This window comes from Mesorhizobium sp. M0051, assembly GCF_040323235.1.
Classification (GTDB): domain Bacteria; phylum Pseudomonadota; class Alphaproteobacteria; order Rhizobiales; family Rhizobiaceae; genus Mesorhizobium.
Genome location: NZ_JAMYUT010000024.1, coordinates 95,922 through 115,645 on the forward strand (window position 1 = coordinate 95,922; position 19,724 = coordinate 115,645).

Below are 19,724 nucleotides of genomic sequence, written 5' to 3' on the forward strand. Positions count from 1 at the left end.
GGAAACGGGCAATGACGGCTCCTGTCTTGAACCGATCGCTTTCCAACCGGCGATCCATTCGCCGCAATCTGCTCGGTGGAATGACTGTCGTCGCACTGCTCCTCGGCGGAATGGGAGTCTGGGCCGGGACAGTGGACATTTCGGGAGCAATTATTTCGCATGGCTGGGTGGTCGTCGAGAACAGCGAAAAGAAAGTGCAACACCCGACGGGCGGCGTGGTCGGCAAGATCTTCGTGAGCGATGGCGACCGTGTCCGAGCCGGGGATGTCTTGGTCCAGCTTAGCGACACCATCCCGCGTGCCACCCTGGCTTACGTGACAAAGAATCTGGATGAGCTCTATGCGCGAAAGTCCCGGCTCGAGGCCGAGCGTGACGGCAGCGGGCGGATGACACTTGCTCCGATACTTGCCACGCGAATGAGCGACCCGGAGATTGCCAACACGGTGGCCAGCGAACAACGGCTCTTCGAGCTTCGTCGAACCGAGGTTTTCGGCAACAAGGCGCGCTTGCGCGAACGCATCGAACAACTCGGAAAGCAGATCGAAGGCGATTTGGCTCAGGAATCGGCAAAGAGCAAGGAGATCGAGCTGATCAACGACGAACTCGTCGACATCCGCAGCCTTGTCGAAAAGAAGCTCACACTCAAGTCGAAGCTGACCGAATATGAACGCGAGGCAACACGCATCGAGGGTGAAAGGTCACAGCTTGTGTCAAACATGGCGCAGGCAAAGGGTGCCATTGCCGAAGTCGAGCTCCAGATCCTGCAGCTGGACAAGGAGTTCTCCAGCGAGACTGGCAGCGAACTGCGCGATGTCGATGCCAAGATCGCCGAATTCGAGGAACGAAAAGTAAGCGCCGAGGACCAGCTGTCACGCATCGACATTCGCGCTCCCTCCAGCGGCGTGGTCCATCAATCCTCAGTTCATACAGTCGGCGGCGTGATCAATGCGGGGGAGCCGATCATGTTGATCGTTCCCGACACCGACACTCTCACGGTCGAGGTGAAGGCCGCTCCGCAAGACATCGATCAGATCTCGGTCGGCCAACGCGCACTTCTTCGCTTCACCGCCTTCAACGTCCGCACTACACCCGAAATGGAGGGCACGGTGTCCATGATTGCGGCCGATGTAACGCGCGATCAGCATACCAATGAAGTCTACTACGCAGTCCGCATCACGCCCGATCCGAAGGATTCGAAGAAGCTTGGACCCGTCTCGATCATTCCCGGCATGCCGGTGGAAGCATTCATACGGACTGGTGACCGCAAGGTGCTGTCGTACCTGATGAAGCCTTTGACGGACCAGATGATGCGTGCGTTCAGAGACCAATAGCCGAGCGGCGGCGCTTGTCGTGAGGATCGGCGCTATCTTGGCTAACCTTCAGCGACGGAGACTTGTCATGGCAGCAACAGAGCTGAAACGTCCCATTTTTCTGATCGGCAACTATCGGTCGGGGACCACAATTGCACAAAAATTGATCGGGCTGCATCCTGACATCGTTACCTGGTACGAGCCAAAAACATTGTGGCTATATGCCGATCCGGCGCGGCGTCATGACGAATTCGTCGAAACCGATGCTACCGAAAGGGTCGCTCGTTACATTCGCGGCAGGTTCCTCGAATATCAGTCGCGGCACGGCGGCCGACAGATCATGGAAAATACGCCTGCCAATGTCTTGCGCGTACCGTTTGTCCACGAGATTTTTCCGGAAGCCATATTTCTCTATATTACGAGAAATCCATTTTCATACATAAGCTCAATGGAGCTTAAGTGGCAGCGAGCAAAGTCCTTAAAAGGTATAATACGCCTGCTGAAAATCACTCCTGTCACACAAATTCATTATTATGCAAGAGATATTATAAAACAGGTGATCACAAAAAGGGTGCTCGGAAGGAAATATACATCGATCTATGGCCCGCGTTACAACGGAATAGATCGGGATTTGAAGGATAATGAAAAGTTGACGGTGATCGCGCGTCAGTGGGCGCGCGGCAATCGAAAGGCTCGAGAAGATCTCGCCAAGCTTGGCAACGGCCGCGTTCTGTCGTTTCGTTATGAGGATTTGATACAGGATCCCGAACTGGTCTTGCGCCGCATCTATGAACATTGCGGGCTGAGCTGCACCGACAATATCGTCCGCATGGCCAAGGAGATGATCGACCCCGGCCGACAGCAGAAGTGGCTCCGCCTCGAAAGGAAGGACCTGACGGCGATCATACCGGAGGTCCGGGATGAGATGGAATTCTATCGCTACGAGATTCCCTCGCTTCTTCAATAGGCAAGGCGCACTGCGCGCCGGCGGGCGGCACCGCAGCCGAAGCCCCTTCGTGACCAATGCGGTCGTTTCATGCAGGCGCGGGCGCGCCGCCGAGCGTCACCCAATGTAATCGTGTCCCTCGGCGGATCCGGGATGGACGCAATGGCCGCCTGTTGGGATCGGCCGAAGAGTGGAGACAGGCGTGAGCAACGACAGGCGCGGGCTGGCAAAACAGAGTGTCGTGGGCATGTTGTGGACGGCCTTGTCCATGGGCGCCCTCGCCGTCGCCGAGCTTGCCTCACTTCTCATCCTGGCCCGGCTGCTCTCGCCCAATGAGTTCGGCCTTTACTCCGCAGCGCTGATCGTCATCAAGTTTTCGGCGATCTTCCAGGGACTTGGCATTACCCCCGCGATCGTCCAACGACCTGTGCTGGAAGAGCGACATCTCCGGGCCGGATTCACCTTGTCATGCCTCCTCGGCCTCGTTGTGTCCGCGTTGGTCTGGGCAATGGCACCGGCAATTGCCGGCCTGCTTCGACTTGCCGATCTGGCTCCGGTCGTTCGTGCCATCTGCTTCGTGTTCCTTTTCCAAGGCGCTTCCATGGTGGCATTGGCCGCGGCCCAGCGCGCGCTGCGATTCCGCTGGCTGGCGCTCGTCGATGCCTGCGCGTTCGCCACGGGCTACGTCGTTGCCGGTCCGGTACTGGCTTGGCTCGGCTTCGGTATCTGGGCCCTTGTCGGCGCACTCCTGATCCAGCAATTCATCCGCATGGTCGTGCTGCTCGCTGGCCAGCCGCATCCGATGCGGCCCTTGCTGGAACGAAGCGCCATCTTCGAACTGCTGTATTTCGGAAGCGGTTTCACCATAGCCCGGGTATGCAACTACCTCGCCACCCAGGCAGACAGGCTCGTCGTGGGGCGCTGGCTCGGTGCAGATGCGCTTGGCCTGTACGGGCTGTCGTCACAGCTGATGACGACGCCCGCCGTCATAGTCGGTCAGGTTCTCGATCGGGTGCTGTTCCCGACCATGGCGCTGGTCCAGGAGCAGCCCGCGCGGCTTGCTCGCGCCTATCGCAGCGCGGTCGCGGGCTGCGCCCTGATCGTCCTACCGGCCAGTATGGTCGTGGCGATCGTCGCGCCGGAGTTGGTTAAGGTCACTCTCGGACGGGGATGGGAGGGGGTTGTCGCCCCACTCCAGATCCTGGCGTTCAGTATGTTGTTCCGCACGAGCTACAAGCTGAGCGATTCCGTCTCGCGCGCAACGGGGACGGTCTACGCACGTGCGTGGCGCCAGGCCGTTTTCACCATCGGCGTCTTGGTTGGGTCCTTGATGGGGCAATTCTGGGGAATAGAAGGCGTGGCATTCGGCGTCGGCGCGGCATTCGGGATCAACTTCTTCCTCATGGCACAGTTGAGCCTCCGCGTGACCGGGATGACCTGGGGCGACTTCTTCATGGCGCACCTGCCTGGGCTAGCGCTCGCGGGCGTTGTCGGAACGGGCGTCTGGGCACTCGTGGAATGGCTGCGCGAGTTCCATTTATCTGCTCTTCCCCTGCTCATCGATACGGCATTGCTGGCATCTGCCGGGGGCTTGCTACTGTGCTGGATCCTGCCGTCGCTGTTCCTTGGGCGGGACGGGCTATCACTGCTGCGTCTGCTTGCCGCCGTGGTGCCCGCCTGGCCCAGGATGAGGAAGGCAACTGACTGATCAAAGTAGACTTCAGCGCTCGACCGCCCGGCCATGCATCGCGGGCGACGGCTTTCGTGTCAACGTTACCCATCGCCATGCTCGATCTGGGGTCGGAACCGCCCCTGGTCGGACACGTCGAGATTGCGATTTTAGTCGAGAGATATGGAGAGGAAATTCGACATGGCAAAACTGGCTGGGCTTCCCTGGACTGACACGAAACTCTTGCTGACGGACTCCGGCATTGACTCCGGCATCAAGGGCGACTGGCTGAACATCGACAATTTGACGCTGCCAATCGGAAGCGTGAGCGGCAACGAGAAGACTGGCGATATCTCCGATCTGAGCGACGAACCTGCTGCGGAAACCGGCAAGGGGAGTCACAGTCACGGACTGGATCGCGCCGCGAACAGCCTCGATCTCATTTCCGCGGATGGGATCACTCCGACATCGGGGAGCGATGGCGGATTGAACCTCAGCGGACTGGCCGAGGCGGCAGCCGGAGTTGGCATTCATCTGGACAGCAGCTTTCTCGATTTGTGGCAGGACGCGACAACGGGCCATGCCGACAGCCAAGTCACCTATGCCGCCACAACCCCTGAGGCAGTTGCTGACCTCGGCACGGTCTCGACGGGCGCCGCGGCCACCTCCAGCAGTCTCCTCGCCACCGCCTCAAATGCAATCGACCCGATCTTCGAGACAAGGGTGGCGACCGCCGGCGACGATGTCGAGGAGAAGGGTTCGGGTTCGATCTCGACCAACATAAACGACCTGGAGCTGGGCTATGACAGCAGCACCCGACAGACGGTAGGCATCCGCTTCACCGCGATCGACATCCCGCAAGGCGCCATCATCACCGGCGCCTATATCCAGTTCCAGGCCAATGAGGTGAAGACCGGCGTGACCTCGCTGCTGATCAAGGGCGAAGATACCGACGACGCGAGCGCCTTCACCAGCGTCAGCTTCGACGTGTCCTCACGCGCGACGACGGACGCGTCCGCAGCCTGGACACCGGACCCGTGGAACACGGTAGGCGAGCAAGGGCTGACCGAGCGCTCGCCGGACCTGTCGGCGATCGTGCAGGAGATCATCAATCGCTCGGGCTGGGCTGCGCTCAACGACATGGCATTTTTGGTCACCGGCACCGGCACGCGCACAGCCGATTCCTACGAATACTCGCCGACCAGCGCTCCGCTGCTGCACATAGAATATCTGCTGCCAGGATCCGGAAGTCCGGTGGCCTTCAACAGCCCGGCTGACGCCAACGCCGCCGCCAACCAGATCGCCGAGCTTGCCGCGACTGGCGCACCCACCGGGATCACCGCCTCGGCCACGGATCCCGATGCCGGCTCGACCATCACCTACAGCATCAATGACTCGCGCTTCGCCATCAATGCCAGCAGCGGCGTCATCACGCGCTCTGCCAACGGCACGCTCGACTTCGAGACCCAGCCGTCGATCAATCTGACAGTGACGGCAAAGTCTTCCGACGGCACCACCGCCAACCAGGCCTTCACCCTCGCCGTCCTCAACAGCGCTGAGCCGGTCGCCTTCAACACCCCGCCGGATACCGACACCGCCGCCAACCAGATTGCCCAGAACGCCGCCGCCGGCACGGCGGTCGGGATCACCGCCTCGGCCACGGATCCCGATGCCGGCTCGACGGTCGCCTACAGCATCAACGACACGCGCTTCGCCATCAATGCCAGCACCGGTATCATCACACGCTCGAGCACCGGCACGCTTAACGCCCAGTTAGAGCCGTCGGTCAACCTCACCGTCACGGCCTCCTCGGCCGACGGCAGTACCGATACCCACGCCTTCGCCGTCAGCATCACCGGTGCTAATCAGCTGCCGACATCAGTGACCTTGGCGCATACCATCCTGACGTCGCTGTGGTCGCCACCGAGCCCCGATCCCACGGATCTCGTCTATATTTCTCATCTCGACACGCTGCTGGTTGCCGATAGTGAAGTTGACGAAATGTCCATCTTTACCGGCAAGAATCTCTACCAAATGAATCTGAGCGGCACCCTGGCGGGCACGCTCACGACGATCAATTTTTCCGATGAGCCGTCGGGGATCGCCTACAATCCCACCAACCACCATCTCTTCTTCACGGACGACACTGGCACCAAGAGCGTGTACGAACTCAACCCCGGACGGGACGGACTTTACAACACGTCGGACGACCTTGTGACCTCATTCAAGACGGCCGCATTCGGCAGCACAGACCCGGAGGGGATTGCCTATGATACAAAACGTGGGGTCCTATATGTCGCCGACGGCACAACCCAGACGATTTACACCATCGCTGCGGGTCCGAATGGCAAATTCGATGGTGTCGCGAGCACGGGCGGCGACGACGTGGTCACGAGTTTTTCTGCGCGTGCGCTGGGGACCCCTGGCGACGAAAGTATTGCGTACGATCCAGTCCACGACCTCCTTTATATCATTACGTCGAAAAACTCGGTGGCAATGGTAACGCCTACCGGGCAGTTATTGGGCACGCTCGATATCTCCGCGGCCCATGCCCACAAACCGTCGGGAATGGCGCTGGCGCCAAGCAGCGACGATCCAAGCCATAGTATGAGCCTGTACATCACTGATCGCGGCGTGGACAATGACTCCCATCCGACCGAGAACGACGGCAAGATCTATGAATTCCATATAAATGATTGGCTGCTCGCCTGATCCTGCACGGCGCGTGTTTCAGACCACCGGAACTCGTCATGCCCGGCCGGCTCACTGATTTGAAATTCGGACCCGTGAGCCGGTAGCCGCCGGCAAAGAAAAGCCCGGACCACTTGCGGCACACAAAAGTGCCGCAAGTGGTCCGGGCTTTCAAATGACAGGCTTACGTTCTCACAACGCTGTTTTCAGCGACCATGATGCTCGAAGAGCTTACGCCTGCCCGGGAGGACCGGAGTGGATGTGGTTCTTGTCTCCCCAACCATTGCCCGGGCGTGATCCGCCCGATTGGGCAATCGCCTTGGAGTTCAAGCTCGTGCCGAGCAAAAGCGTCACAGCCGGCGGCGTAACTGCCGCAAAGCGCCCCGCCTTCTTGAGAAAGTCGCGGCGTGCCTGAGCTTCCGAGACCAGGTTCTCCTGAGTCCGTTCTGAGCTTTTTGTGCTTTCAGTTGACATGTCAAACCTCTCCACAACCGTCTCAAATTTACAGATCGAGCTTATGCTTTGTGACCCGGGGGCACTAGTTCTCCAAAAGGCTTAGATTTTGGTGCGAGGGTTGAAAAGCGTGCGAGCAATGCGACGTAAGAAGTCCGACGGCCCACGTCGCACCAAGCCGTAGCCGCGTGAAAATCGCCATGTCCCCCACATCAAATTGCCGGCCAAGCGCAGCGGCGCTCCGACGACGGGGTGGGTCGCCGTGAAGATGCGTCTCCAGTGCTGGATACGGACCATCCGGCGTTGTGCACACTTTGCCGGGATTCTGGTTCCAAAGAAATGATGCATGGCCAGGAGCTGGGTGTCGAGCGCATTACGGGCGGTTCCATCCGACATGGATTGCTGCAGTGACGTCCAATCCACGTCATCGCTTTCCGCCAATCGTGCCAGATCATGAAGGTGCCTGAGATCTATCCTTCCGCGCCAGTAATCTCCCTCCTTGAGAAGGTCGTGCACCATCCAGTGCATGGCGCGGGCCTGAGCGGTAGGAATTTTCACCCGAAGGCCGCCTCGCTGAACAAGCTTGGGGGGGTGACAGCCGTTCGCTCGGCTCGAGCGGAGCTCCAGCATTCCGGCGTCCTGCTGGCGGGCCATGCCTCGAGCGCCCGCCACATCGACGTAGCCAAGCTCTTCAAGACAGGCTCTGGCGACCGTCTCTTGGCGCGGATTCACAGCTAGATCAAGGTCACTCGTCATCCTGCTGGGAATCCGGCCGGCCGGTGAAAGGAACAACGGAATGGCACCCTTGAGCAGGAGCGGAACGATATCGCTGCCATTGAGGGCCGCAACGGCTTCACGCAATTGGGAACGCAAGCGCAGGTTCCGTTCCCGATTGCAGTCGTGAACGAACCGAAGATACTCACGCACGTCCTGCGGGAGCTGGTGGATTTGTCCGGCACGCGCGAGGGAGGAAAACAAATCGGGTGTGAGCAGAGTGTGATTTGCCAAAGCAATCACGGCCTGCCAATCGGCCCTGTCAGTCGGACTGCCGCGAAGTCCGGCGATCAACGCCTCAAGCGCGTTGCCCCTGCTCATCATCGGCACGCTTGCGATATAAGTTGTACCGCATCATCAAGCTTCGAATAGTTCAGGCAATAGGTTTCGGCCGATCCGATGAGTTGGGTCAGAACTTCGAACGCGGTGCCACTCAGCCTTCCGCCGGGTGCAAGCGCGCCGTTGAGAAGACCGCGCAATGCGTTGGCAGGATCGACCGGCTCCAGGCAAGCCTTCGAACCGTGGCCTCGACGCAGCAGGACCACACTGCCGATAGGCAGGGGAGAATGAGCCAAGGGCGCCGACGCCTTGGGCACGGCAAACCGCACACGCCTACGGTCGGGCCGGCGGCAGACTGGAGCATCGTCGAGATCGGCGCAGTATTCGGCCAGAAGCGGCCATGCCCCCGCCTTGACCGCGCAGGCAAACGGCAGGCCAACGCCACGCCCCCTGGAGTCCAGCAGAGTAACATCATCAGCGGCAAAGCCGAATCCGGCATGGACCAATGCCAAAGTCAGTGTTGTCTTGCCCGCGCCCGGATTGCCGCAAAGAAGGACCATACGTCCATTGCTGAAAAGGCCCGCCGCATGGAGAGCGAGTTCATAGACGCCGCGATCGAGAACCTCGTTCAGCAATTGTCCTTTCAGTGTGACGGCTAGTTCGTCGGCAGGGCAGGACAGAATCCAATCGCCATCCCGGAACAGATGGATCCGTCCCCCGTGCTCAACTACCTCGAGTAGAACGTCGGCCGCCTCACTTCGCACCTCAAGATGCCGAAATACGGTGATTGCGGGGAATGCGGAGGCTGCTGGATAGACGATCCGAATGTTGAGGCCCGCAACGGCAACCACCTGGCTCACGAGTTCCTGAGCTGCTGACGGAGACACAGGCACGCGGGGCCGTATCAGGCTAAGCCGCTGCCAGTCCGCGAGCGCCGCCTCGACATGCCTGTTTGCCTCAAGCCTTTCAACGCCCCTGCGCATCATCTCGACCGAAATGGCTTGCGGTGCCATGCCTTCTTCCAGACAGCGCCAGATGTCGGCAGCAGTGTCGTTGATGGCGAAAATGGCCTGATTTGTCGGGCTGAACAGGACGTTTCTTTCCCTGACGCGTACCAACCGTCCTTGGATTACAAACGTCGCAGAACTGTGATCGGCGAGGCGCGGTGTCGCAGTTCTGTCAATGGCCTCGTGCTGATTCATCGCGGTGACGGTCCAAGCTGTTATGGCAAGGCGGGTGTGGTCGATGGGCGAGCGACATGCATTATCGTCACCGAGGGCTGCGATTTCTCACAGCACTTCGTCGGAAAACCTGGCCACATCCTGATGCGCTGCGATCCACTGGAGGTGCGCCCTGCTCCAGTAGCTCCTGGCGCCGGCGCCGGTCAGCACTCTGAAACCAGACGGCGGCAGCGGCAACGCGGAGGGTATTGGCGCGTCGGGCAGCCACAGCAACACATTGTCGCGACTTTCAATCGTCAGCCGCCATGTTCTTTCCAGGCGACGGAATCCACGCATGTTAGCCGCAGCCAACGCAAAAACCGATTCCGTAATCCGCAACCTGGGTGACTGGTCGACAGCTTTGATCGGCGCCTGATGTGTGATTTCGCCCTTGGAGAGAAAGGCGTGCATACGAATGAGGGATCTGTCGATCCGCACGATTTGGCCTGTTCCGTCCCGTTCGTTTGATGCAGGATCCAGGCTGATCCCTGAGAAACATCCGTCGAACAGGCAGTCTTCAACGATGCCGCTGAGAAGATAGTCGTTCTCCACCGCATCATCCCTGATTTCGCTGAGCCAGCAGCCTTTTAGCCGAAAGCCGTCGGCGTGCTCGGCGAAGCGAATGCCATCCCAGCAGCGACGCGCACGGATACCCTCTATTGTCGCGTCGGTGGTTCCGTCCCTGACAAGCAGAGCGGCGCTGTTGCAATACGTGTCGCGCCAATCAGACGTTAGCGGCACCTGACCATCGAAGCGCCCTCCGATAAGGCGAACGCCGGGGCAGTTGCGGATGACGAGGGGATAGCGATTGACGGGCAACGGCCCCTCGTCGCATCCGGTCGTCGCGCTGGGATCGCTATTTCTGCTGTTGGCAACCGTGAAGGAAGCATTTCGAGCGTCGATTGTTGCTCCCGGCTCGAGGTTCTTAATCGATTGCTGTTCGAATCCATAGGCACCTGCCAGGACGAATTCCTTGCCTTTCGGCGCCTGTTCCTCTTGCGCTGAGCCCGAGCCCGGCAACAGGGCGATCAGGGGATACAGGCCGGCGACGCCCATGAATGATCGGCGGTTCATTGTAGTGCTCATTGACCTGCCGGATCGCCCAGCCGACGTCGTTCGAGACAGGCCAAAAGCACAGCCTCCAGAACCCTTTCGGCGACATCTTCGGGCGATGCCAACCTTTCCACGTCGACCGCCGCCAGCACGCCGACGTGATCTTCCGTGTCCATTCCCCTCTCAAGATCGGCCGCAATCTCGCGGCAAGCACAATCCGCAGCCGACCAGAGATGACCGCCGCAATCAGGAGATGCCCTTTGCATCCGCGAGGACCGATCGCCCCTTTTTAGAAGTCGATTTCGTGCTAGGCCGATCTCGCCGCGCAGATGGACAAAAACCATGTCATGCACGCCAATGGCGAACAAGATGTCAATCCAGCTCTCCGAAGTTGCCCGATGCTTAGCCTTAAGCGATATGGAGAGGAATCCCTGCAGCAGCCCCTGATCCATAATAGTGATAGTATTCTTTCCCTGCCTTTCGGTTTGGATATAGGCAACCAAAACGGAAAGGTTCCAAATAACCCTGATTGCATCGACAAACGACGATTGGCCACTCTCGATGACAAAACGTGCAATTCGGGCGAGCAACGAGCGAAACTGACGGTCCTTGAATCTCGGGGCAACAATACCGATCCTGTGGATCTGGCGGTCGATGAACGTTCTTGTCTCCCACGCTATTCTCACATCGCCTGCCAGCGGGCCGCACCGTCGCAAGTCGTTCGCCAACAGGGTGGAAGCGGTTGTCTTTCCGATCCCAGGGAGACCAAAGAATTCGACGAATCGAATGTCTGTTTGAGGCGCGCTTGCTTCAAGGCTTGGCGGCAAGCCTAGCGCCAGCTCGCTAGCTGTGTGCGGAATCATTGGGCTCGGTTGGCGAGGTTGGTTCTAGGGAGACAAAGAGACATGGCGGAAGCTCAATGTTGAAAGAGCTGAGTTCCAATTCTTGCGTACAGCTTTGGGCTCTCACCAAGCCCGCTCTGCATTGATCGTTGCCTGCCGCGGTAGAAGATGAGCAAAGCCAAGGGCAGCCAGAAGAAGGGCGCTGTTGATGGGCCGAAAGAATCGCTCATCTGGTTTGCGGCGATGTAGTTGAAAACGGAAACCGATGTTCCGAGCACCATCACATTAATTTCCGTCGAGTGGTCCCCCCTGTCCTTATCAAACAATGTACTGAAGACAGCGCTGACAACATATGTCACGACCACGAGTACCATCACTGACATCAACCCGACGCCGGGCACCCCCAGTGTTCTAAAGGCGTCGATGAACAGGTTGTGGCTATGGGGAGCAATATCGCCCACCCACTGCCCTGCGCCGACCCCCATAAACGGATGCGATAGGCCGAGGTCTATAGATATAGACCACAGCCGCTGCCGCGAGATGACCGAATGTGCCTCGCCTCCGGACAATTGGAGGGCGAGCAGATTGTAAGCCCGTGGATTGAGGTACTGCAATGCCACCAGGCTCGCTTCCAGCAATATCGGAGCCGTAACCATACCCGCGATTACTGCTATCGGGCTCTGCTTTCTTCTGACCAGATAGAAGCTGTATATTCCGAAGAACGCTCCGAGGCCTGCAACGCCGAGAACGAAATTTGTCTTTGAACCCGATTTCACCAAACCCAGGAGCACCGCAACGAGGCAGCCCAAGAGGAGAACACGGTGGCTGCGGGATGAGACCAGCTTCGCGGCGACAAGCGGCAGAGCAGCCGACAAGGCGATCCCGAGTTGGTTAGAGTGCTTGAAATAGCCTTCCGCGCGATCGGCAAATCTGGCATCGCCCAGCCCGATTGCGACTAGACAGGATGTTGCAACACTCATGATGATCATCGCCATCACTATCCTATCGATTGCCACGAGACCCTTTGGTCTGGTGGAAATCGCTGCGACTGCTGGAATAATCGCGAAGCCGAACACCTGCGCAAAAACCGCGCGCATCGTCCTGATCGGACTGTCGGCGTAAAGCATCGACAGTAGGGACAGAACCATGATGAAAGCAGATATGGCCAGCACCGCAGTCGCCAGTGCCGCTTCGGTCCGATGGAGGCGTCTTGCTGTTTCGGCATAGGCACCGACGCTTACCAGGGCGCAGAACAGAGCAAGCAGGAAAGAAAGCGAGCCATCCGTTCCGGCAATCCGCGTGGCGCCAGGGAACCAGATGGACACGATCAGCAAAAGAACGGATACCTGCAGCATAGATGGGATGTCACACCGAACGCGTGATCTAGGAATTTCGTGCCGACGCAACTCTGCCCTGATGCGCAACGTACAGCGCCTTGTTGGCAAGCTGCCGCACGGCAGGTGAATCTCCGCATACCTATTTTCACGAGCAGCCTAGGCTCAGCGGATGGACATGGAAATGTGCGAAAAGGGTGCATTGGGACAGGGTGCACTACGCCTTTTGTGCAAAGCGGCTGAGGTGTAGCGATTTCCCACAACTTGATCGACAGTCGGCCAGTCAGTGCAGCCGGATTGGGTGTTGGTACGGATTCGCAGATGTGGGAGACTCAGGTACGGCACTTTGAGTCTTCTGAGTCTTCCACACCGTAGGAGATCGCCGTGCTTTGGGGCCTTGTCGCAGTCGGCTTGATCGGCATTTTGCTGGGATTTCGTTTTCGAGCGGCTGCGCTCATCATCATGACGGCGGTGACCTTCGTGGTCGGCGTCGTTGCAGGCGGCATCGGCAGTTGGTTTGACTGGGGCCGCCTGGTTTCAATCCTGCTTCTCGTAATCGTTCTGCAGTGCGCCTATTTGCTCGGCCTCGTCCTTGGCGTCATCTGGCGCCGTGGCATGTCACGCGAGCAATGACGATCCGCGGCTGCATTTTTCGCGCCCCGGCGCCGGAGCTGTTCGCCGTTGTTTTGCCGCCAGGACACGCCGGCGTCTTTGCGGCAACGACATGCATGAGAGCAAGAACATGAGAGCAAGAATTTGCGGTGCGCTTTACTTAAGACGCATGGTCGAATTTCATCACGGCGAAGACAGTCCGGATGAGAATAACGACATCGGCCCACAGCGACCATTCCCGCACATAGCGGCTGTCGATGGAGACACGACTGGGATAATCCATCGCGTCTCTGCCGTTTACCTGCCACAGGCCGGTTAGTCCCGGTCGGGTTTTTAGATAATCGATCGCACAGGAGCCGTAACGTTGTAGTTCGTCGGGAACGACCGGACGAGGGCCGACACAACTCATCTCGCCACGCAGCACGTTAATGAGCTGAGGCAGCTCATCCAGGCTCGATTTCCTGAGGATATGCCCCAGGAATGTGATGCGCGGGTCGTTTTTGATTTTCCAATTCTGCTCCCACTCCTTGGCGGCTTCGGGACTGCTCGCGAGATAGTCGGCCAGAACCCGCTCCGAGTTCGCCACCATGGTCCTGAATTTATAGCAGGCGAAGCGCTTGCCATTGAATCCGACCCTGGTGTGGGAGAACACCGCCGGTCCCCCATCAGTCAACAATATCAAAAGGGCAACCGCCAGCATGACCGGGGCGGCAAGGACAAGTGCGATCGATGCGACAGCCATGTCCATGATCCTTTTGGGCCGGCCTCCAAGCGGACGGAGGTTTTGGCCGATCCGGGTGCTGGGCCTGCGGCGCTTTATGTCAAATGCGCTGATTGTCACGGGTCTCACCAAGAAACGCGGTTGGTGTTGCTGCCCAACTTCACAGCGGCTTGGGATTCTTGGCAAGAGAAGCAAAGGAGGTAGCGGCGTACCCGGTGCTCGTTACTCCTAAGCCTGACCCGCGCGTCGATGGCGTGGTGTCTATAAGCCTTCTGATCAAACGGCGTATCACCTAGCATCCGTTTGCTGCGGTAGCAGTCCGGGCAGGTCGGCTGTATTGCCAAAGTCTGCATTGGACCTGGCTCAACCACCAGGAGATCAGGGTGCCAACCGAATCCAGGCCGTCACGCTCGTGGAGATACAGGAACCACGTTTGATAAATGCGCAAGGCGCAAAGGCGTCCGTCAAAGCAATGCAGGAAATACACGTGCATCACGCCGAGACAAGATCCCCCTGGGCGGTTTGTCAGCTTAACGGACATTCCAGGCTTACAGTTCAGGCTTATTTGACAGTGGAGCGCGCAACGTGGTGTCCAGCTTGATGCCTTTACCGCGTGATCTTGCCGCGGCGTCGTTTGCTCGTGATATTCACGAGATCGAGCTTGCCGAAGTACTTGCCATTGTGCGCAAGCAGATTGCCTTGCTTGATCTTGATCTCTCCGGCCTCACCGTGGTCGTTGGCGCTACGACAGGATACCAAGCGGTGACTGCCACAGCGGCGGCGCTCGCCAATGCCAGCCGTGTCGTTGCGCTCGCCCGCATAACCTCCAGACATCCGAGCCTGGCAGCCATCGCAGATGCGACGTTGGCATTTGCCAAACACGCTAAAGTCTCCGAACGCATTGAAGTGACGAACCGCATCGGCAGCCGCAAATGGCAGGACGTCGACCTCGTCACCAGTTGTCCCCAGGTCGGACCGATTTCGAGGTCTCTCATTGAACTCTTGCCCTCACATGCGGTGATTTCGCTGATGGCTGAACCATGGGAGCTTCGGCCGGGCTTTGTGGACTTCGACGCCTGTGAAGAGGCCGGCATCAAAGTCGCCGCTCCCAATCTTAGCCACCCAGCCATAGACCTGCTGCCGGAATTCGCGCGGTTATGCTGCATCTTGCTCAGCGATGCTGGTGTCGATCAACGAGCCGCGAGGCTCGCCATCGTCTGCGACACGCCCTGTGCACCATCCCTTGAGCAGGCGCTACGCGCCGGCGGGGCGAGAGTAAGTGTTTTTTCGCATCCCATGCTCCTGACCGACGGCACATGGGATGTGATCGTGGTCGCGATGAGGCCGTCCGACAAACCTTCAATGGACATTAACAGCCTGGGCCGTATTGCCCGGAACTCTCGCCAAGCGCTCCTGGTGCAGTTCAGCGGCGGCATCGATCGCTCTGCCGCGAGCTATTTTGGCCTCAGGGTCTGGCCACCGAAGCGGCTCACCCGTGGTCAGCTAGGCCTTCCACTTGACGTACTCGGATCGGCTCCAATCGTCCGCAGACTGACGGGAGGGCTGAAGGCTGCCGAAGCAGCATATCGTGGCGTAGAGCTTGGACGGGACAGCATTGGATTTCTCGTGACGGCGGGGTCCGCAACGGTTGGTGCCTAAGCACACGCCCAGCGTGCCGTTCGCGACAAGGCACGGACGGCAGCATCGATCTTCGGAACTTGCCAGAATGGCGAACCCGTGGTCCCGCCCTTAACGCGCCCGGCGGTTTATATTGCCAAGCCGGCCAGGCAAAGACCGATCGGGCAGCCTTCACAGCAACATTTGTCTAAGCTTGTACGCTACCTCCGTGCGGTTTGTAGCCTTGAGTTTTTTCATGATATTTCGGATGTGGACCTTGACGGTGCTCTCGCAGAGGTTGAGCTCGTAGGCAATTATCTTGTTCGCCTTGCCTGTCCTGAGCGCCTCCACAACCGCCGCCTCGCGTGTGGTGAACATGCCGGTGAGCGGACGGGCCCCGTTTGTGGTCGAGTGGATGATCTCTCGAAGAGCCAGCACGCAGCTGGCGGGGACAAAGATCCCTCCGGCACGAGCGAGACCGATAGCCTCGGCCGCTACCTTCACCTTCACGCTTGTAGGGATGTAGCCTCGGGCGCCGCATTCGAGAGCAGCGAGAACCTCCCCCGGCTCGTCGGAATCCACCACGACGATTACGGGTACGGTGCCAAACTCGGAAATGAAGTGCGAAAGTTCCGCCCGAACGCTCTGGTCCGTGACCTTTCTGGCGCCGAGAATTACGAGGATCGCGGACGGCTGCGCTTCCCCGGCAATGTGCTGGATTTCGTCGAGCGATCCGACCGCGCTAACCCGCCAAGTGGGATTGTGTTCGATGAGGCCGCGCGCAAGGCATTCACGTTCGAGTGCCCGCTTGTCGACAATCATGACCAAGCCTTCGCTTGGGCCTCCTTCATCGAGATCGGACCCGCTAAGACCATTCGCGTCCGGCAGATGCCCATTGTGTATCGGTCTTGTTGCGTCGTTCCAAAAATCGGAAATTTGGGGGTGTCCCATCGCCTTACTTCTCCTCTCCGTCGCTCCCTTTTTGTTTTGCCCCCTCTCGCAAAATTCGGCAGAAGCGTGACCTGTACGCTCGTTCATCATGTGTCAGGTTGCGTAGTTGTTGACTGACGATTGGATTCAAGGAGTAGGGCATACGCCGCCCCAACGCACGGACGTATGGCTTCCTCGCTCCATGGAGGTAACCCAACCTGGAAGGCATACTACGATGCTGTGGAAAAGGCGCATTAATCCTGGTTAACAATTTGGTAATTATATCTTAGGTAGCTAATATACCTGACCGCATCACAACCTGTAATTGCATTTCTCCCACGCGACACTAATAAGGCGAACTCAAGCTCCGAACTGAGACCGCCGGTTGACCAGTTCTGCCTCGACAACCAGCGAGCTAAATTGGCTATCGGCCGACCCCCGAATTGTGGCTCTCGTACTCCGTTCGTATGCTTTGCGCGTGTTCAGCGTGAGCGCATATAGTCCCCCAGCCCCCGGCGCCGTTTCTCACAAACTGCCCGTCGGTTAGGCCCGGTGTCCTAGCCCCATCCCAACAACGGGTGCCGGGCCGCTCCATCAGAACTCCTCGTTGACTAAAGGCCCGCCACCCCATTTGCGAGGCGACGAGCCCTCGCCCCAGCCCACACATCTATCAAAGCAATTGCGGTGCCAGATGTACTGACCCGTAACGGGTCACTTTTGGCCCAGCGGCGGACGAGCTTCCACATCGGAGCTCGCGGCAACGATAGTGGGATTTCATGGACGCGCGCCCAAGCGTATAACGGTCCAGCAGTCTTCTCGCCTGACCTTGCGGAAGCGCAGATCGCGAGAAGACAGCCGGTCATAGGGTTGGAGACGGCCATGTCCATCAGACGCCAGATCGGATCGCGCGGCAAAGTGCAGGCCCGCCTTTCGAATTGCATCGCGGCCGACTGCCGTGGATGAGGGTCGCCGGACGGCAATTCTTAACCTGTCCTTTTCCAGTGCGAGGAACGTCCGCGATTATCTGGCGGCGCAGGAGAAGAAGTCGCTGCTGCGCTTTCTGACCTGCGGTTCGGTCGATGACGGCAAGTCGACGCTGATCGGGCGCCTGCTTTCCGACACCAAGCAGATTTTCGAGGACCAGCTCGCCGCGCTCGAACGCGATTCGCGCAAGCATGGCACGACCGGCGACGACATCGATTTCGCGCTTCTGGTCGACGGTCTCGAGGCCGAGCGCGAGCAAGGCATCACCATCGACGTCGCCTACCGCTTCTTCGCCACGCCGAAGCGCAAGTTCATCGTCGCCGACACGCCCGGTCACGAGCAATACACCCGCAACATGGCAACCGGCGCCTCGACCGCCGACCTGGCGATCGTGCTGATCGATGCGCGGCAAGGGGTGCTGCGCCAGACCAGGCGCCATTCGATCATCGCCTCGCTGCTCGGCATCCGCCACATCGTGCTGGCCGTCAACAAGATCGATCTGGTCGGGTTCGACCAGGCGGTCTTCGAGCGGATCGTTGAAGACTACCGGCAATTCTCGCGCGATCTCGGCTTCCAGACCATCGTGCCGATCCCGATGTCGGCTCGTTATGGCGACAACGTCAGCCGCCGCTCGGACAACATGGAGTGGCATTCCGGCCCGACGCTGATCGAGCATCTCGAAACCGTGTCGGTCGATGCAGCGGTGGTCGACCTGCCGTTCCGCTTTCCGGTCCAGTATGTCAATCGCCCCAATCTCGACTTTCGCGGTTTTGCCGGCACGATCGCCTCCGGCTCGGTTGCGTCAGGCGACGAGATCGTTGTCGCCAAGTCGGGCAAGTCTTCGCGCGTCAAGCGGATCGTCTCGCATGGCGGCGATCTTGCCCAGGCGGCTGCCGGCCAGGCCGTCACGCTGGTTCTTGACGACGAGGTCGAGATCTCGCGCGGCAACATGCTGGTTTCGCCGGCCGCACGGCCGCAGGTCGCCGACCAGTTCGCCGCCAACATCGTCTGGTTCGACGAGCATGCGCTGCTACCCGGCCGCTCCTACATCCTGCGCACCGAGACCGACCAGACCAGCGCCACCGTCACCGACCTGAAATACCGGATCAACGTCAACGACTTTGCCCATGAGGCGGCCAAGTCGCTCGAAATGAACGAAGTCGGCATCTGCAACATCTCGACGCGGACGCCGATCGCCTTCGATCCCTTCGCCGAGAACCGCACCACCGGCGCCTTCATCCTGATCGATCGCATCTCGAATGCCACCGTCGGCGCCGGCATGATCCTGCACACGCTGCGCCGCGCCGAAAACATCCACTGGCAGTCGCTCGACGTCGGCAAGCGTGTGCGCGCCGACATGAAGAACCAGCGGCCCGCGGTGTTCTGGTTCACCGGACTGTCGGGCTCCGGCAAGTCGACCATCGCTAATCTGTTCGAAAGGAAGCTGTTCGCCACCGGCCGCCACACCTATATCCTGGACGGCGACAACGTCCGGCACGGTCTCAACCGCGATCTTGGTTTCACCGACGCCGATCGCGTCGAGAACATCCGCCGCGTCGCCGAAGTGGCGCGTTTGATGGCCGATGCCGGCTTGGTCGTCATCGTGTCGTTCATTTCGCCGTTCAGCGCCGAGCGGCGCATGGCGCGCGAATTGATGGCCGATGGCGAGTTCATCGAGGTGTTCGTCGACACGCCGTTCGAGGAATGCGCCAGGCGTGATCCGAAGGGCCTCTATGCGCGCGCGCTGAATGGCGAGATCAAGAATTTCACCGGCGTCGATTCTCCCTACGAAGCGCCGCAAAACCCGGAAATCCATCTCCAGACACTCGGCAAATCGGCCGAACAGATGGTAGACGCCCTGGAACACTGGCTGAACGAGCGCGACATTGCCGAAGACCAATACGACAGCGGCGGCGGCATCTGACGACAGCGAGATGAAACTTAAAGGCCCCGGCGCATCACCCAGCACCGGGGCCCTTGAGGCATGTACGAGCTACCTATCATGTCTGCATATGATCGTGGCCTAATATGATGAATGAACAGTGAATGACCACCATCTAGCCTGGGGACAATGACCGGTGCAGCGGGCGACCTTGGAGGGGCTGATGACCCGCCGCATTTGTCACTCTCCCCACGGGATATCCGCGATTTGACGGTACCTCAGCGTTTAACGCAATTGCGCCAAAAGGATTACCCCAGTCAAAGGCAGGGGAATCGCACATGAGTACAAAGGGACTCTTGTGTGGTGTGCGGAAATCGATTCTGAAAGGACCTCTGGATGATCGGAGG

15 protein-coding genes are annotated in these 19,724 nt (G+C 59.2%); 7 read left to right on the plus strand and 8 right to left on the minus strand.

Annotation, left to right across the window (positions count from 1 at the left end):
- Positions 1–11 precede the first annotated feature (11 nt).
- The 4 genes from NKJ90_RS23230 (at position 12) to NKJ90_RS23245 (ending at position 6,637) form a co-directional block, all read left to right on the plus strand.
- Positions 12–1,331 carry an HlyD family type I secretion periplasmic adaptor subunit gene (locus NKJ90_RS23230; protein ID WP_352486857.1) on the plus strand — a complete coding sequence of 440 codons (1,320 nt, stop codon included), beginning with the start codon at positions 12–14 and terminating at the stop codon, positions 1,329–1,331.
- A 67-nt stretch (positions 1,332–1,398) separates the two neighbouring features.
- A complete protein-coding gene (locus NKJ90_RS23235; protein WP_352486858.1) occupies positions 1,399–2,277 on the plus strand; it encodes a sulfotransferase family protein in 879 nt (292 codons plus the stop codon).
- 181 nt (positions 2,278–2,458) lie between these two features.
- Complete coding sequence (locus tag NKJ90_RS23240) at positions 2,459–3,964, plus strand: lipopolysaccharide biosynthesis protein (RefSeq protein WP_352486859.1); 1,506 nt, start codon at positions 2,459–2,461, stop codon at positions 3,962–3,964.
- A gap of 162 nt (positions 3,965–4,126) precedes the next feature.
- Positions 4,127–6,637 carry an RTX toxin gene (locus NKJ90_RS23245; RefSeq protein WP_352486860.1) on the plus strand — a complete coding sequence of 837 codons (2,511 nt, stop codon included), beginning with the start codon at positions 4,127–4,129 and terminating at the stop codon, positions 6,635–6,637.
- Positions 6,638–6,847: 210 nt separating this feature from the next.
- On the opposite strand, the gene NKJ90_RS23250 is transcribed toward NKJ90_RS23245, so the two are convergent.
- The 6 genes from NKJ90_RS23250 to NKJ90_RS23275 form a co-directional block, all read right to left on the minus strand.
- Positions 6,848–7,090, minus strand: coding sequence for a hypothetical protein (locus NKJ90_RS23250; protein ID WP_084025041.1), 243 nt, complete (start codon positions 7,088–7,090; stop codon positions 6,848–6,850).
- A gap of 81 nt (positions 7,091–7,171) precedes the next feature.
- A complete protein-coding gene (locus NKJ90_RS23255; RefSeq protein WP_245266374.1) occupies positions 7,172–8,164 on the minus strand; it encodes a nucleotidyltransferase family protein in 993 nt (330 codons plus the stop codon).
- Complete coding sequence (locus NKJ90_RS23260; RefSeq protein WP_352486862.1) at positions 8,164–9,324, minus strand: PqqD family peptide modification chaperone; 1,161 nt, start codon at positions 9,322–9,324, stop codon at positions 8,164–8,166. The genes NKJ90_RS23255 and NKJ90_RS23260 overlap by 1 nt, the downstream gene beginning before the upstream one ends.
- A gap of 87 nt (positions 9,325–9,411) precedes the next feature.
- Complete coding sequence (locus NKJ90_RS23265) at positions 9,412–10,416, minus strand: hypothetical protein (RefSeq protein ID WP_023756890.1); 1,005 nt, start codon at positions 10,414–10,416, stop codon at positions 9,412–9,414.
- A gap of 8 nt (positions 10,417–10,424) precedes the next feature.
- The gene (locus NKJ90_RS23270) at positions 10,425–11,258 is read right to left on the minus strand and encodes a hypothetical protein (protein ID WP_023756891.1); all 834 of its coding nucleotides are present in this window, start codon (positions 11,256–11,258) and stop codon (positions 10,425–10,427) included.
- A gap of 53 nt (positions 11,259–11,311) precedes the next feature.
- Entirely contained in the window at positions 11,312–12,592 is a 1,281-nt protein-coding gene (locus NKJ90_RS23275; protein ID WP_023756892.1) for an O-antigen ligase family protein, read from the minus strand.
- A gap of 363 nt (positions 12,593–12,955) precedes the next feature.
- On the opposite strand from NKJ90_RS23275, the gene NKJ90_RS23280 reads away from it, so the two are divergent.
- Entirely contained in the window at positions 12,956–13,204 is a 249-nt protein-coding gene (locus tag NKJ90_RS23280; RefSeq protein ID WP_023756893.1) for a hypothetical protein, read from the plus strand.
- Between the two features lie 139 nt (positions 13,205–13,343).
- Here the strand turns inward: NKJ90_RS23280 and NKJ90_RS23285 are convergent, their stop codons facing one another.
- Positions 13,344–13,931, minus strand: coding sequence for a sugar transferase (locus tag NKJ90_RS23285; RefSeq protein ID WP_032906875.1), 588 nt, complete (start codon positions 13,929–13,931; stop codon positions 13,344–13,346).
- A 561-nt stretch (positions 13,932–14,492) separates the two neighbouring features.
- Between NKJ90_RS23285 and NKJ90_RS23290 the strand changes: the two genes are divergently transcribed.
- On the plus strand, positions 14,493–15,563 hold the full coding sequence (locus tag NKJ90_RS23290; protein ID WP_352486864.1) for a hypothetical protein: 1,071 nt from the start codon (positions 14,493–14,495) through the stop codon (positions 15,561–15,563).
- Between the two features lie 150 nt (positions 15,564–15,713).
- On the opposite strand, the gene NKJ90_RS23295 is transcribed toward NKJ90_RS23290, so the two are convergent.
- Positions 15,714–16,343 (minus strand): response regulator transcription factor, encoded by a 630-nt coding sequence (locus tag NKJ90_RS23295; RefSeq protein WP_245266376.1) that lies wholly within the window; start codon positions 16,341–16,343, stop codon positions 15,714–15,716.
- A gap of 1,087 nt (positions 16,344–17,430) precedes the next feature.
- Between NKJ90_RS23295 and cysN the strand changes: the two genes are divergently transcribed.
- Positions 17,431–19,359 (plus strand): sulfate adenylyltransferase subunit CysN, encoded by a 1,929-nt coding sequence (gene cysN / locus NKJ90_RS23300; RefSeq protein ID WP_352486866.1) that lies wholly within the window; start codon positions 17,431–17,433, stop codon positions 19,357–19,359.
- Positions 19,360–19,724: the final 365 nt, after the last annotated feature.

Bases quoted from the DNA above. Each gene is read 5' to 3' on its own strand.
- NKJ90_RS23230 (WP_352486857.1), top strand. From the start codon at position 12: ATGACGGCTCCTGTCTTGAACCGATCGCTTTCCAACCGGCGATCCATT.
- NKJ90_RS23235 (WP_352486858.1), top strand. From the start codon at position 1,399: ATGGCAGCAACAGAGCTGAAACGTCCCATTTTTCTGATCGGCAACTAT.
- NKJ90_RS23245 (WP_352486860.1), top strand. From the start codon at position 4,127: ATGGCAAAACTGGCTGGGCTTCCCTGGACTGACACGAAACTCTTGCTG.
- NKJ90_RS23250 (WP_084025041.1), bottom strand. From the start codon at position 7,090: ATGTCAACTGAAAGCACAAAAAGCTCAGAACGGACTCAGGAGAACCTG.
- NKJ90_RS23255 (WP_245266374.1), bottom strand. From the start codon at position 8,164: ATGAGCAGGGGCAACGCGCTTGAGGCGTTGATCGCCGGACTTCGCGGC.
- NKJ90_RS23260 (WP_352486862.1), bottom strand. From the start codon at position 9,324: ATGAATCAGCACGAGGCCATTGACAGAACTGCGACACCGCGCCTCGCC.
- NKJ90_RS23265 (WP_023756890.1), bottom strand. From the start codon at position 10,416: ATGAACCGCCGATCATTCATGGGCGTCGCCGGCCTGTATCCCCTGATC.
- NKJ90_RS23270 (WP_023756891.1), bottom strand. From the start codon at position 11,258: ATGATTCCGCACACAGCTAGCGAGCTGGCGCTAGGCTTGCCGCCAAGC.
- NKJ90_RS23275 (WP_023756892.1), bottom strand. From the start codon at position 12,592: ATGCTGCAGGTATCCGTTCTTTTGCTGATCGTGTCCATCTGGTTCCCT.
- NKJ90_RS23285 (WP_032906875.1), bottom strand. From the start codon at position 13,931: ATGGACATGGCTGTCGCATCGATCGCACTTGTCCTTGCCGCCCCGGTC.
- NKJ90_RS23295 (WP_245266376.1), bottom strand. From the start codon at position 16,343: ATGATTGTCGACAAGCGGGCACTCGAACGTGAATGCCTTGCGCGCGGC.